Genomic DNA, 13,350 nt, shown 5'->3' on the forward strand with positions numbered 1-13,350 from the left:
ATGAAATACCACATGCAAATACAATTCGCTATGGCATCTGCATCCCCTCTTCTTTTCTAGGTTTAACCAAAAAAAAACGGTGAACCTTCCCTTTCAGCTGCAACAGCCGATTCGAGAAAGTTCACCGCATAGCTTTAGATTTTCGCCACCTTGCTGCCCTTTACTTTAACATTCACAAGCAGGATGCTGGCTATGATCATAACGAGACCTGCGATCAGATTGACCGTCACTGACTCTCCCAGGAACAGTACACTGCAAAACAGGGCAATCAGCGGAATCAGGAACGTGAACGATCCTACCTTGCTGGCTTCGCCGGAGCTGACCAGTTTGAAGAACGCGAGCCAGCCCAACGCAATGACAAACACCGAGATAAACAGCATATCCAGTATAAAAGGAAGCACCCACTGTACATCAGCCCAGCTCTCTGTGACCGTACCCGTTAAGGTCAGTACAACTCCACCGATTAGAATCGGAATGGCTGTCATCCAGATTCCATCGACCTTCATAGAAGTTCGTTTCATATATACGGTTCCGATCGCCCAGCTAATTGCACTAAACAGCCCAAGCATAACCCCTTCAGGTGAAACTTTGCCTGTCATGCCACCTATACTGATCGTAGCCACCCCTGCAAAACCGAGCACCAATCCGGCAATTTTCATTCCATACATGGACTCGCCCAGCCACAACCAGGCCCCGATCCCAAGCAGCACAGGCTGTAGGAACACAATGGATGAAAATAATCCTGCCGGCACTTCAGTCAGCCCCACGGTCTGAAAGCCGTAGAAGAAGATGATATTAAGCACCGCAGATATGGCATAGATATGCCAAGTTTGTTTCAGTCTCAGCGTTTTGTAGCGGGGAAAAGCATACAATCCCAGCACCAAGCCCCCAATTAACAGGCGCATGCCTGCGAATATAAGCGGCGGTGTAAAATTTAATGCGTATTTGGTCAGGGGCCAGTTTACTCCCCACATGAGTACCAGAAAAGCCAGGACCCAGCCTGCTTTTGCACGTGATAAAGCCATATGTCTATTCTCCTATCCGGCACACTTCTACAGGCGCAGTTTAATCAATCGTCACTTTATCCTGCGCTCTCTCGGTGCCTGCAAATCATTTGGAATCCGAACCAGACCCGTTATACATCTGTTCTTTGATCGTTCCGTTTCTCCATGATACAATAATGATTATAATAATTGAAATGCATGTTAATCATAAGGAGCATACCAAATCTGATATGAACAATTCACAGTTGCAGTTATTCGTGAAAATTGCAGAAACGGGAAGTTTCACCCGTGCGGGCCAAGAACTAAATATGACGCAGCCCGCAGTCAGTCGGGCCATTTCTTCGCTGGAGAATGAACTAGATGTCACTCTAATCATACGGGATCGCAGGAATGGCATCGTGCTTACGGATGTGGGACAGCGGATTTTGGTCATTTTCCGCCGGATTTTACAGCAATTTGATAAGGTGCAGCAGGTCGTTGCCGCTGAGAAAGGATTAGAGATTGGTACGATTCGCATTGGCTCTTTCCCCATGTCATCCGCCCATTTGCTGCCGAAAATTATCCGCTCCATTCGGGACCGCTATCCTCAGATTCAATTTGAGCTGCACGAGGGGAACATCCTTGAAATTCAGGAATGGCTAAGCTCACGGGCTATTGATGTGGCTCTCATTATTGCAACCGACAAAGAGCCCATAGATACCGCTTATGAGACACTCCCGCTGTATAGCGAAGAGATGCTGGCTGTGTTTCGGGACGATGAGCCCTTTGCAAATCAGGAAACCCTGCCCGTACAAATGCTGGACAAGCATCCCATGATCATCTGCAAAGGCGGTTACGAAGTGCCGATTGTGGATCTGTTCCATCGAGCAGATGCCGAATTACATTTCGGATTTGTGGTGTATAACGTAAACACTTGTCTGAGCATGATTGAGCAGGGTCTCGGAGCCGCCATGCTGCCTGCCATTTCTCTATCCTGGCTGCCTCCGGGTGTCAAAGCACTCCCGACGGAGCCGAAAGCTTACCGTAATATTGAAATTGCCGTTCCTTCACTTGTTGATGCTTCCCCTGCATCCCGGTTATTTATTGAGACGGCGCAGCAATTGTTTGGACAAGGTTAACGGATCGATTGGCCTTCCAATGTTGCGCCAGTCGCTCCTTGTTCCCAATCAAAAAGGGCGCCCCATCGGTCATGAACATGACCTTATGGGACGCCCTTTTTATATTGTCCACCTCAGATGGACATCATTGAAGTGTTTTGCTTTTTACCAGCAGCAGCAGCAGCACAAAATGTCCTGATGATCTTAGCTTTACGCCTGATCCTGGCGAGCAAGTGCAGCCAGCGCGCGCAGCGCCGCTTCGATCTCACGCTCAACCGCATCGGCTACCGCATTTGTATGCGGATCATACTCTGCCGCCAAGTCGCTATCTGCAAAACCGTCGATAGCGACAATCGCCCCGGCACGAGCACCGCGCAGTGTGCTTACGATGTAGAGCGCTGCAATCTCCATCTCAGCGGCAAGCGCACCCGCCTGCTTGTACTTGCGGTGAGGAATCTCTTCCACCCCAGTGAAGAATGCATCCAGCGTAACGGTAATGCCCACGCCAACTTTACCTGCACTCGAAGCATCCACTCCAATTGCATGCTCACGAGTCGCCTCAATTAACGCTTGTGTAACACCAAGGTCTGCTACCGCAGGAAAACCATCGGGTACGAGCTGACGTGTCAGCCCGTCCGTACGCACAGCGGCCGTGCTGACGATAACACTGCCCGCTGGATAATCAGCGGTATACGAGCCCGCTGTACCTACACGAATCAGGGTCGTTACCCCTGCACGGATTAGTTCCTCGAAGCAAACAGCCGCTCCGGGTGAACCTACGCCATGACTGACCACGGCCATGGGTACACCTTCGTACAATCCAACAAATGTGCGATACTCCCGGCTGAACGCCAGTTCTTTCGCCTGCTCCAGCTTACGGGAAATCTTCTCCGCACGTGCCGGATCCCCACAGACAATGGCGTATGCAGGCATATCTTCGGAATGAATTTGCAAAATAGGCATCAACATCTTAATCAAACTCCTTCTTCGTCCATTCGTCTTCCGGAATCGGAATATCTTCACCCGAGAAGCGCTGCTCCTTGAACGGATCGGCAAAATGGTGGAAACCATTAACTTCCCAGAAGCCATTGCGGTCTTCTTTCATGAATTCCAGACCCCGTATCCACTTCGCGCTCTTCCAGAAGTAGAGTTGAGGAACCACCAAGCGCAATGGATAACCATGCTTTGGTGTGAGCGGCTCACCGTTAAATTTAAAGGCAAGCAATACATCGTCATGCATCAGTTCTTCGAGCGGAACGTTCGTCTCGTAATCATGATCCGCATGGATCATGACGTATTTCGCTTCGGGTTTGACGCCAAGAAGCTTGATGAAATCCGAGAATCGGATGCCTTCCCACGGTGTATCAAACTTCGACCAGCGAGTTACACAATGAATGTCGCTCACCGTGTTCACTTGAGGCATCGCCTGAAGCTCGGCGAAGGAGAATACCTTCTCTTCTTCAACCTCGCCGAATACTTTCAAGTCCCAGGTCGTGAGGTCGTATTCCGGCACTTCACCTTCATGCAGAATCGGGAATTTCTCGGTCAGTACCTGCCCCGGCGGCAGCCGGTCTCCGTGCTCGGCACCCGCTTTGGGTGCCGGGCTTTTCGTTTTTTTCAGACGTTCAGCCTTATTATGCATGTGTGATCCTCCTTCTTTATATGCTTTCAGCATAACATTCAGGAATTAACGCGAGCTTCCGCCCGCTTTCAGTGCATCCTGTGCGTAGGTACGATCTTTGAAAAAGAACATCGCCACCAGTGTCACAATATACGGCAGCATCATGGTAAAGTGAGTTGGCAGCGCGAAGCCCTGCAGTCGGATACTGAGTGCTTCCATGAACCCGAACAGCACACTAGACCCCATAACGCCAAGCGGATTCGCTTGCCCCAGCATGGTCGCTACCAATGCGATGAAACCGCGACCTGCGGTCATACCTTCGGTAAACATCGTAACCTGACCAAGTGATAGCTGTGCACCCGCCAAGGCGCACAGTACACCGCACATCAGGACTGCACCATATTGAATGCCGCGCACCTTGATGCCGATGCTCTGTGCTGCTACCGGATTCTCGCCAACCGAGCGGAGACGGAACCCGGAGACACTTTTGAACAGATAAAATTGCAAGGCAATTACGATAATAATTCCAAGATACACGAGTGGGCTATGCCCTGAGATGACATCACCTACCCATGGAATGTCCTTAATAAGAGGGATATCCCATTTGGGGAGTCCCACCATATCTTTGTCGTAGTACGCACCCTTCACGTCAAAAATCGCCCGCAATGCAAAAGTCGTCAGTCCCGTCGCCAGAAAATTAAGCGAGATCCCGACTACTATCGCGTTTGCCTTCAGATTAATACTGATAAAGGCAAATAGCGCAGAGAACAACATAACGATCACAATCGAGAATATAACGGCCAGCAATACATTACCGAACAGATAGTTACCAACAATAGCGGAGAAAGCGCCGATCAGTACGAGTCCTTCCAGACCCACGTTGAACAGACCGACACGGGAGCACAAAGCCCCACCGAGCGCTGCAAGCAGAATCGGCGTCATAATCCGCAGAGTAGAGCCAAACATGGCTGCATCAAACAGTTGTTGCATTGGACTTTTTCTCCTTTCTCCGCTTCAGGAATGAATAACCGATCTGAGCCGATACAAATAACGTCAACACCGCTTGGATGACACTGCCGACTTCCAGCGGCACATCCGTATTCCGTTCCATCCCCATGGCTCCTGTCTGCAACGCTGCAAGCAGAATTGCCGCCACAGCTGTTCCTAGCGGATGCGAGCGGGCAAGCAAGGTTGCCATGATGCCGCTCCATGCATAACTTGCGGAGGACAACGAGCCATCAAGGAAACGGTACTGGGTACCCAACACTTCCCCTGCACCCGCAAGACCTGCAAGTCCGCCACTAATGATCATGGACAGCATCATCATGCGAATGCGGCGCACGCCGCCATAGGTTGCAAAGGAAGGGTTACTACCCAGCATGCGGATCTCATAACCCGTTACCGTCTTGTGTGTGAACCAGTAGATGAGAATAGCCGCTACGATAGCAATGATGAATCCGGCATGCAGTCCCATGCCCTGGAACAGCTTCGGCAGCCAGACACTCTGATCAATCATCGGCGTCTGTGCCATCGCCGCCGATCCGGTGCGGTCTTTGAACGGATAGGATACCATGTATCCTCCAAAATAAATCGCAATATAGTTGAGCAGCAGCGTTGTGATCAATAGATTCATGCCGAAACGAGCATCCAGCCAACCGGCAAACAGCGACCAAACTCCACCGGCAATGATTCCTGCCACAATGGCTGCAATACAGACAAACCAGCCTGGACCCGGCAGGTAGAGCGCCGTCAGCGCTGCACTAAGTCCACCGAGAACCATCTGTCCTTCGGCACCCATGTTGAAAAATCCGGCGCGGAACGCCAGTGCTACGCCCAGTCCCGCAAGAATAATTGGCGTCGAACGCGCTAATGTGTTGGTGAAGAAGTAGAAGTTGCCGAAGGCCCCTTTCCACATCTCCGCATACGTATCCACCACGGACCCGCCAACGACCAGAATGGCTACAGCACCTGCCAGCAAACCGATGAATACGGCAAGCAGCGGCTGTACGAGTCCGCGCAGTGTTTCTTTTACCCGATTCATATCCGCTCTTTCCCTCCTGCCATCAACAAGCTGATCTGTTCTTCTGTTGCTTCATCTGCCTTCAGTTCCCCAGCGATTCCGCCTTCATACATGACAATAATTCGATCGGATAATTGCAAAATCTCGGACAATTCGGATGAAACGAGCAGAATTCCTGCACCCTCATTCCGTTTGCGCAGCAATTCGGCATGAATGGTTTCCATTGCTCCAATATCTACACCCCGTGTAGGTTCAGCCGCAATGAGAAACGGTGTATCCTGGGCAAATTCACGAGCGGCAATCAGCTTCTGCAAGTTACCACCGGAAAGGAACTGTGCCTTCGTTTCCGCAGAACCCGTCTTGATGCTGAACTGCTTGATCCAGTTCTCCACCATGGTCCGTGCTGCCTTCGCTTTAATGATACCTCGTGATTGAAGCCGGTGATGATGGCCCATCAAGCCATTCTCACGAACGCTTGCATCCTTCGCCGCTCCCCACATATAACGGTCTTCCGGGATATGGGCAAGTCCAAGTTCCCGAATGCGACGCACCGGCCAGTTCGTCGTATCCTGCCCTGACAACAGGACGCGGCCGCTATCCGACTTACGCAGTCCGGCAATGATCTGAATTAATTCAGACTGACCGTTCCCGGAAATACCCGCGATCCCAACGACCTCACCTTTCCGAACTTCCAAATGAATATCCTTGAGTGCGGAACGGTCCTCTGCCCCTGACAAACTCACTGCTTCCACCTGAAGCACCGCTTCTCCCGGAACGGATGGCTGCTTGTCCATACGTACCAACTCACGTCCAACCATTAAGCGGGATAACTCCTCCACGTTCGTATCTTTCGCTTCCAGCGTACCTGTCACCTGACCATCACGAAGAACCGTGATCCGGTCTGCCACATCCATGACTTCCTGCAGCTTGTGCGTGATCAATACAAAGGTTTTGCCCAGCTTGGCTAGAGATTTCATATTCGCAAGCAATTCTTTCACTTCCAGCGGTGTCAGTACCGCTGAAGGTTCATCCAATATAATGATATCTGCACCCTGATGCAGCACCTTGAGAATTTCAACTCGCTGCTGCATGCCCAGAGGGCATTCAAATACTTTTTTCCACGGATCAACTGGCATGCCATACGTTCTGCCCAGCTCATTCACCTGGGCCGCTGCCTGTTTGCGGTCAAATACACCTGCAGCAGACGGTTCACGGCCGATCACGATGTTCTCAGCAACCGTAAAGGAAGGAAACAGCATGAAATGCTGGTGCACCATGCCGATACCGCTTGCCATGGCCTGAGACGGGGTAGCGAAGCTTACCTCACGTCCACGAACTTTGATTGTGCCTGATGTCGGTTGCTCCATTCCATACAACATGCGCATCAGGGTTGTTTTACCGGCTCCGTTCTCACCCACGAGGGCATGAATCTCTCCTTCTCGCAAATTAAAACGGATGTCCCGATTAGCGGTGAAGCCGCCGTATTTCTTCGTAATCTGCTCCATCTCCAACAGCATATCTCGCGTTCTCTCCTCTCGGTCTATATACGTTCAACTAAAGCATATTTACACTAGCCACTACGATGACAGAACAACCTTCCGATCGCTTATCCCCAGATTTTTTTATTTTTTTTCCAAAGGGGAAAATCCGGGGATAAAGGCGAACGCTTCGCTTCTCCAGGTTTTTTCTGTCCTCTCCGTTATCGGGTAAATGTTTAGTAGAACATATATAGTTCATTGTAATAGCAGCAAAACCGGCTGCCTGATCGGGCAGCCGGCTGATCAACTCAATTAATCCATCCTATGGAACAAGATTACTACTGTTGCAATGGATCTTTTACAACGATTTTGCCGGATACGATATCATCCTTGATCGCTTTAACCTTGTCGATTACTTCTTGTCCAACAAAAGCATTCAATGGAGATTCGCTATCACGTGTTACATAAGTCAGCCCTACGCCATCTTCTTTCAAGCCATAATTTACAGCACCCGCTTTGAAGTTTCCTTCTACGAAATCCTTCACGGTCTGATAAGCAACCGTATCGGTCGACTTCAATTGAGACAATACGATATGTTCTGGATCTTCAACAGTACGGTCCGTATCCTGACCGGAAGTATAGAAGCCTTTTTCCTTCGCGGCTTCGAACACACCCAGATCGCCTACAGCAGATGCTCCAGCAATGAAGTCAGCGCCTTTGCCGAATTGTACTAACGCCAGCTCTTTTGCTTTGGCCGGGTCATTGAATCCACCAACATAGTTCACGAGGAATTCCGCATCCGGGTTAACCGATTCCAGACCGGCTCTGAAACCTTCTGTATATTTCTTGATTAATGGAACGTCCATCGCAGCAATCATGCCGACTTTGTCTGTTTTCGTAGACAGTCCAGCAGCTGCACCAAGCAGGTACGCTCCTTCATATTCATGGAAACCAACGCTACGAACGTTAGGCAGGTCAACGGTTGTGTCTACAATGGCAAAGGACTTGTCCGGATTCTCGGCAGCAACCTTTTTCAATGCATCTTCTGCCTGGAAAGTTGCTGTAATAATCAGATCGTAGTTCTCAGCAACTGCAGCACGCAGATTTTGCTCAAATGCAGCCGGGTCAGTCGATTCGATCGTTTTGGTATCTACCTTGAATTCCTCGCCTGCTTTTTTGAAACCTTCATCCATCTGTACGAAGAACGGGTTGACCCCGATTTTTTCAGGAAGGACAAGTGCCATGCGCAGTGATTTTTCACTGTCGCCACCTTGAGCCGATTGTTCGTCTTTGGAACCGGAATTTCCACAAGCCGCCAGCAAAATAGCCACCATCATGATCGATAAGACGAACGATAAACCTCTTTTCATTTTGAACTTTCCCCTTTTCACAATTCTTTTTTATAATCCTAGCGGATACTGTCGATCCTTGTCAATAAATCTTTGAGCGTATACACTAAATGGAATAAAATAGCTGATTTACATTCTACCAAGCGTCGGAAGGCGCTCTAAACCAAGGTTTTTTCCGTTGACATCCGAAGCTGCTCCATGCTAAAGTCAATCCAATCATTATATTCAGATAGGTTTTGTCAGAATTATAACGCAAGCTTGTTTATTTTCCAATCCTATTTTGAGGAGGCTATTCATTTGAAAAAAATCACCCAGATTACATTGGCCGCTCTGCTCGCCGCTCCGGTTACACTCGGCAGTCTCAGCTTGCCCGCTTCGGTATCCGCAGCATCGGCTACTCCCGCCGGACAAACTACCTCACAGGCGGTTAAAGGACCGGTAACACAAGCTCCTTCAGTCTATACCGAGAGTGCAGCCGATTACGGCCAATTCCTGCAAGCCAAATACAATATCCAATTGCCGAAGAAGTTAACCAAGGGTGACTTCATCAAGGCGATTGCTGCCATCCTTGAAGTCGATCAAGCTGCACCTGCTACAGATGAAGCAAGTGACAGTGAAGTCAAGGCTCCGGCCTTCACTGATCTGAACTCAAATGATTCCGCGTATAAAGCTGCCGTTTCCTTATATAACAACGGTATCCTGTCCGGTACGGAAGTACGTGCCAATGACAAGCTGAGCACTTATGCTGCTGTCTTCATCGCAGTCAAAGCAGCCGGATTCAAAGAGTTAGCCTATACATACCCTGAAGACAAAACAGCGAAGGCACTTGCGAAACTGGGCATTAGCTCAAGCCGCGTTCAGGGACAAGCCGCGCAGGAGCTGGCCGCTGCCATTGATACCGGTTTGATCCCGGAAAGCCTGTACCCCGCTCTCCGTAAGGGCGGCGAAGCAAGTTCTGATTTTGCCAACATCTTGCTTGGACGGGTATTGACCAGTCAGGGCAAATACAAAAATGAAATTGGTCGTTCTGGCGATACTGACATTTACTCCAAATTGTACGCTGCCTATCGCACCGCTGATCTAATCGAAGCACCGGAACTTCGGACCATTGTGGATCAAGCACTGCGCGATGATCTTGTCACAGGTTACAACCTTAAGGACAGTCGCTTCGATTCCAACTTCATCGATGAACTGACCTTAACTTACGGACATGATGATATTAAACATGCAATACAGTTAATTGGATTGTTGCGCAGTGAAGGCATCGATGCGGACGTACAATTCCAGCCGAAGACTTCTGCCTTCATTTATTTGAAGGAATGGGGAGAGCCCAAAGAAACACCGGATTACAAGGTTACCCAGATCGAGAATGGCAACTACATTGCCTATGCCAAAGAATATGACATTCAGTTTGAATTCAATAACACAGCGGACAAAGCCCGCTTCAACGACATTATATTGAAGTATGCCAAAAAGAACAGCGATGACGCCTCTGCCTTAATTCACGCTTCTTGGTGGCAGCCACTGTATTACTCACCAACCGCTCTGGCGGAATATCCAGTCATCGCCAACAATAAAATTTCGCTTGGCAACTATTATGCACAATCTTTCTCCCTTAAGGAGAATTCCAAAGCAATTCAAGAAGGATTCACTAAGCTGGCCGCTGATTCGGACATTTCCAGTTACACCTTCTGGGTGGACCAGCCGTTCTTCAATTATCTGAACGGGGAATCGGAATAAACTGAACGTATACCAAGTGAATTAAAACTCGCAATTTGACATAATATAAAGCCGTCTTTACCGAACTTCCCCATGGATTCGACCCATTGGTTCGTAAAGGCGGTTTTTGTTTTATTTTTTTGCAAAATTCTTCTCAAAAAAATAATTTCATTGCAGGATTTACCAGTAAAAGGTCGAATAACATAGGTACATAAACACGCAATTACATTTACACATATCTGTAAGACAGGAGTTAATCATGGTATACGATGGCATTCTGCTCGGCTTGATCGTTGGACTGTTCCGGGGAGGTTTTCGGTATGGTCTCCACCAGTTTGCAGCTCTCAAGCTGCGAGGCGGCTGGATATTCCCGGTGCTGCTGCTGGCTCAGTTCTTCATCTTTTACTTGCAGGAAAGGCTTGATTGGGTTGCATCCATCAACGGATACCTGTTTGCTGCCGTTTATGTCACAGGCTTAGCATTTTTGTGGCTTAATCGACATTACAAGGGTTTTACGCTGATCTGGATTGGTGTTTTCCTCAATTTCATCGTCATGGCGGTAAATGGGGGGCGTATGCCGGTTTCCGTGGATGCTTCTGCTGTTCTTGGGCCCTATTATGTGGACATGCTGCGCGAAGGCGGAGCGGTATCCAAGCACTATATGATGGATGCTTCCACACATCTTTCGTTTCTAGGTGATATCATCCCGCTGTCCAGTCCTTATCCGAGGACACAGGTGATCAGCATCGGCGATGTGGTCATGAACATTGGCATATTCCTGTTTATCCAGTACATGATGGTGAATCGAACCGGAGAAGCTTTGAAGCCGGTGAATTCCATCAGGCCTGAAGAGATTCGGACAGACTCCAAGGAAGGGAGGTCTTTTCCATGAAAAAATTCGAAGGCATTAAATATTCTCGTCTCGTTATCAACGCAATCATCGTAGCTTCTGTCGTTGTTGCATTGACTTCGGGATACAAGCTGGGCGGCTAGTACATATACTCGCCAACCATGACAAACAGGCTGCCAGCGGCCTGTTTTTTCTTTCTGGATTTTTGGGAGGTAACTTGTTATGTTATACATCAATATAGTACAAGCCGATATATTCACATCAAGAGCAGACTAAACCAAGCAGGAGAATTTTTATGAACTTTATTCGTAACCTTATCCATAAAGCAGATCGGAGCAGCATGTATGTTGTGTTGCTTAGCTGCACGGGCATCGGTATTTTTCTGTATATGAACAAGTTGTCTTATCTCCATCTATCCTCTGACGAATGGGTAATGGTATACACGATGCTCGGTGCGGCGCTGATTTTGGATTACTTCACGTTTCAGATTCCGCCCAAAGGCAATCAGCAATCCATGGACTCTTCCGTGTACCTCGCCTGTATCTTCATGTTTGGTGGTGCATTCAGTCTGTCTGTACTGCTGCCCGTTTCCCTCATACTGTTAATCAAGGATCGCAAACTCGCCTGGTGGAAGCATATCGTTAATTTCAGCATCTACAGCCTCATGATTGCTGGAGCCGCTTACGTATTCACTTGGACTGGAGGAATTCCGGGAGCACTGGATGGATATAACCTGCTGCCCTATTTTGCGGCACTTGCAGCCTACTTCATCATTAATACGATCACGCTAGGGCTGTTCTTTCATTTCTCGACAAAGGATGCATTACAGCAGATGAAGCGTGTATTCGTCACCGAATCACTGCTCGTTTATTTATGTACATTGATTTTGGCGCTCGTGCTGACCATTCTCGTTGTGCACAACGGTGTTCTAGGCCTGCTGCTCTACCTCAGTCTTAGCATTCTGCTATCGCATGCGTTCAAACAGCTGTTCGTGATGTATCAGAGTATTGAGGAAAAGGCGAATACGGATCAACGCACAGGTTTGTTCAACCACAGTCATTTTGAAAGTATGCTGGAGAGCGAGCTTGGTAACGCCCGTTCCCAAGGAACCCCGCTTTCGCTGGGACTCATCGATATTGATGATTTCAAAAAGTATAACGACCGCTTTGGTCATCTCCAGGGCGACAGTCTGCTGGCCCTGCTCGGAGATTTCCTCATCCGGAAGACGGAGGGCACTCAGGTCACCGCCTTTCGTTATGGCGGCGAAGAGTTCACCCTGCTTATGCCAGGCATGGATCTGGACGAGGCCTATGCGTTCATGAACAAGTTGCGCAAGCAGCTGAACGACACACCTTTTGAAGGAGTTGAAGTGTTTCCGCACGGTTGCCTCTCCTTTTCGGCAGGTGTTGCACGTTATGAGGTTGATATGTACAACAAGTCACAACTCGTGGATCAGGCGGATAAAGCGCTGTATTATGCCAAGAAACAAGGCAAAAACAATGTACATCGACACGGCAGCAATGACGGCATGGAGCATGAGATTGATCTGGTGCAGGATGTGCGCGATATTGAGCAGCAGCTCAACTTGTTCAGATATAAGGATATGGATACATTCAAACATTCCAAACGCGTATATAAATATGCCCTCGATTTAAGTGAATTGCTGGAGCTCGATAATGTGGAAAAGCGAAATTTCGTGCTGGGTGCACTGATTCATGATATCGGAAAGCTCGAAATTCCATGGTCCATCCTGAATAAGAAAGAAAAGCTTACCGCTGAGGAATGGGAAACGATCAAGGGCCATGTCACCTGGGGCAAAAAGATGGCTTTGACCAACGAGCGTTTTGCCGATCTCATTCCCTATATCGAATTGCATCATGAACGGTATGACGGGGCAGGCTACCCTTATGGCCTGAAAGGCTCTGAGATTCCACGGTTGTGCCGGATGCTCACGGTGATTGATTCCTTCGATGCAATGACGACGGAGCGACCGTATCAGGAAACGAAAAATGTGGATGAAGCAATCAAGGAACTGCAGATGTGCTCCGGTTCACAGTTCGATCCTGAGCTAGCCGAGCTGTTCATCCGATATATTCAGAAACGAACCGTGCAACAGCAACTTTTGTAACGCTCACCGAATATCCCCTTATTAAAGCCAAAAGCGCTACCCCCGGTCTGATCGGGGATAGCGCCATTTTCATGTTCATCATGG

11 protein-coding genes are annotated in these 13,350 nt (G+C 48.8%); 4 read left to right on the forward strand and 7 right to left on the reverse strand.

Features of this window, described 5'->3' with window-relative positions; translation table 11 throughout:
- Window positions 1–134: 134 nt before the first annotated feature.
- On the reverse strand, window positions 135–1,025 hold the full coding sequence (locus P364_RS0122250; RefSeq protein WP_024632278.1) for a DMT family transporter: 891 nt from the start codon (window positions 1,023–1,025) through the stop codon (window positions 135–137).
- A gap of 209 nt (window positions 1,026–1,234) precedes the next feature.
- Here P364_RS0122250 and P364_RS0122255 point away from each other — a divergent pair, with 209 nt between their 5' ends.
- Window positions 1,235–2,122 carry a LysR family transcriptional regulator gene (locus tag P364_RS0122255; RefSeq protein ID WP_024632279.1) on the forward strand — a complete coding sequence of 296 codons (888 nt, stop codon included), beginning with the start codon at window positions 1,235–1,237 and terminating at the stop codon, window positions 2,120–2,122.
- Window positions 2,123–2,311: 189 nt separating this feature from the next.
- Here P364_RS0122255 and P364_RS0122260 read toward each other — a convergent pair whose 3' ends face one another.
- The 6 genes from P364_RS0122260 to P364_RS0122290 form a co-directional block, all read right to left on the reverse strand.
- On the reverse strand, window positions 2,312–3,070 hold the full coding sequence (locus tag P364_RS0122260) for a nucleoside phosphorylase (RefSeq protein WP_024632280.1): 759 nt from the start codon (window positions 3,068–3,070) through the stop codon (window positions 2,312–2,314).
- 1 nt (window position 3,071) lies between these two features.
- Entirely contained in the window at window positions 3,072–3,743 is a 672-nt protein-coding gene (locus tag P364_RS0122265) for a sulfite oxidase-like oxidoreductase (protein WP_024632281.1), read from the reverse strand.
- A gap of 45 nt (window positions 3,744–3,788) precedes the next feature.
- Complete coding sequence (locus tag P364_RS0122270; protein WP_024632282.1) at window positions 3,789–4,712, reverse strand: ABC transporter permease; 924 nt, start codon at window positions 4,710–4,712, stop codon at window positions 3,789–3,791.
- Complete coding sequence (locus tag P364_RS0122275; protein WP_024632283.1) at window positions 4,696–5,763, reverse strand: ABC transporter permease; 1,068 nt, start codon at window positions 5,761–5,763, stop codon at window positions 4,696–4,698. The genes P364_RS0122270 and P364_RS0122275 overlap by 17 nt, the downstream gene beginning before the upstream one ends.
- Window positions 5,760–7,259 (reverse strand): ABC transporter ATP-binding protein, encoded by a 1,500-nt coding sequence (locus P364_RS0122280; protein ID WP_024632284.1) that lies wholly within the window; start codon window positions 7,257–7,259, stop codon window positions 5,760–5,762. Before P364_RS0122280 ends, P364_RS0122275 begins: the two co-directional genes overlap by 4 nt.
- Before the next feature lie 299 nt (window positions 7,260–7,558).
- Window positions 7,559–8,590, reverse strand: a complete 1,032-nt coding sequence (locus P364_RS0122290) for a BMP family lipoprotein (RefSeq protein WP_024632286.1) — start codon at window positions 8,588–8,590, stop codon at window positions 7,559–7,561.
- A gap of 276 nt (window positions 8,591–8,866) precedes the next feature.
- On the opposite strand from P364_RS0122290, the gene P364_RS0122295 reads away from it, so the two are divergent.
- From P364_RS0122295 to P364_RS0122310, 3 genes are all read left to right on the forward strand, one after another.
- Window positions 8,867–10,309 carry a hypothetical protein gene (locus tag P364_RS0122295; protein ID WP_024632287.1) on the forward strand — a complete coding sequence of 481 codons (1,443 nt, stop codon included), beginning with the start codon at window positions 8,867–8,869 and terminating at the stop codon, window positions 10,307–10,309.
- A gap of 238 nt (window positions 10,310–10,547) precedes the next feature.
- The gene (locus P364_RS0122300; protein ID WP_024632288.1) at window positions 10,548–11,180 is read left to right on the forward strand and encodes a DUF5317 domain-containing protein; all 633 of its coding nucleotides are present in this window, start codon (window positions 10,548–10,550) and stop codon (window positions 11,178–11,180) included.
- Between the two features lie 253 nt (window positions 11,181–11,433).
- On the forward strand, window positions 11,434–13,266 hold the full coding sequence (locus P364_RS0122310; protein WP_024632289.1) for a bifunctional diguanylate cyclase/phosphohydrolase: 1,833 nt from the start codon (window positions 11,434–11,436) through the stop codon (window positions 13,264–13,266).
- Window positions 13,267–13,350 lie beyond the last annotated feature (84 nt).

The organism is Paenibacillus sp. MAEPY2, assembly GCF_000499205.1.
GTDB lineage: Bacteria > Bacillota > Bacilli > Paenibacillales > Paenibacillaceae > Paenibacillus > Paenibacillus vandeheii.

What these genes read in the sequence shown, in the direction of transcription:
- P364_RS0122250 (WP_024632278.1), bottom strand. Translation starts at nt 1,025, where the DNA reads ATGGCTTTATCACGTGCAAAAGCAGGCTGGGTCCTGGCTTTTCTGGTA.
- P364_RS0122255 (WP_024632279.1), top strand. Translation starts at nt 1,235, where the DNA reads ATGAACAATTCACAGTTGCAGTTATTCGTGAAAATTGCAGAAACGGGA.
- P364_RS0122260 (WP_024632280.1), bottom strand. Translation starts at nt 3,070, where the DNA reads ATGTTGATGCCTATTTTGCAAATTCATTCCGAAGATATGCCTGCATAC.
- P364_RS0122265 (WP_024632281.1), bottom strand. Translation starts at nt 3,743, where the DNA reads ATGCATAATAAGGCTGAACGTCTGAAAAAAACGAAAAGCCCGGCACCC.
- P364_RS0122270 (WP_024632282.1), bottom strand. Translation starts at nt 4,712, where the DNA reads ATGCAACAACTGTTTGATGCAGCCATGTTTGGCTCTACTCTGCGGATT.
- P364_RS0122275 (WP_024632283.1), bottom strand. Translation starts at nt 5,763, where the DNA reads ATGAATCGGGTAAAAGAAACACTGCGCGGACTCGTACAGCCGCTGCTT.
- P364_RS0122280 (WP_024632284.1), bottom strand. Translation starts at nt 7,259, where the DNA reads ATGCTGTTGGAGATGGAGCAGATTACGAAGAAATACGGCGGCTTCACC.
- P364_RS0122290 (WP_024632286.1), bottom strand. Translation starts at nt 8,590, where the DNA reads ATGAAAAGAGGTTTATCGTTCGTCTTATCGATCATGATGGTGGCTATT.
- P364_RS0122300 (WP_024632288.1), top strand. Translation starts at nt 10,548, where the DNA reads ATGGTATACGATGGCATTCTGCTCGGCTTGATCGTTGGACTGTTCCGG.
- P364_RS0122310 (WP_024632289.1), top strand. Translation starts at nt 11,434, where the DNA reads ATGAACTTTATTCGTAACCTTATCCATAAAGCAGATCGGAGCAGCATG.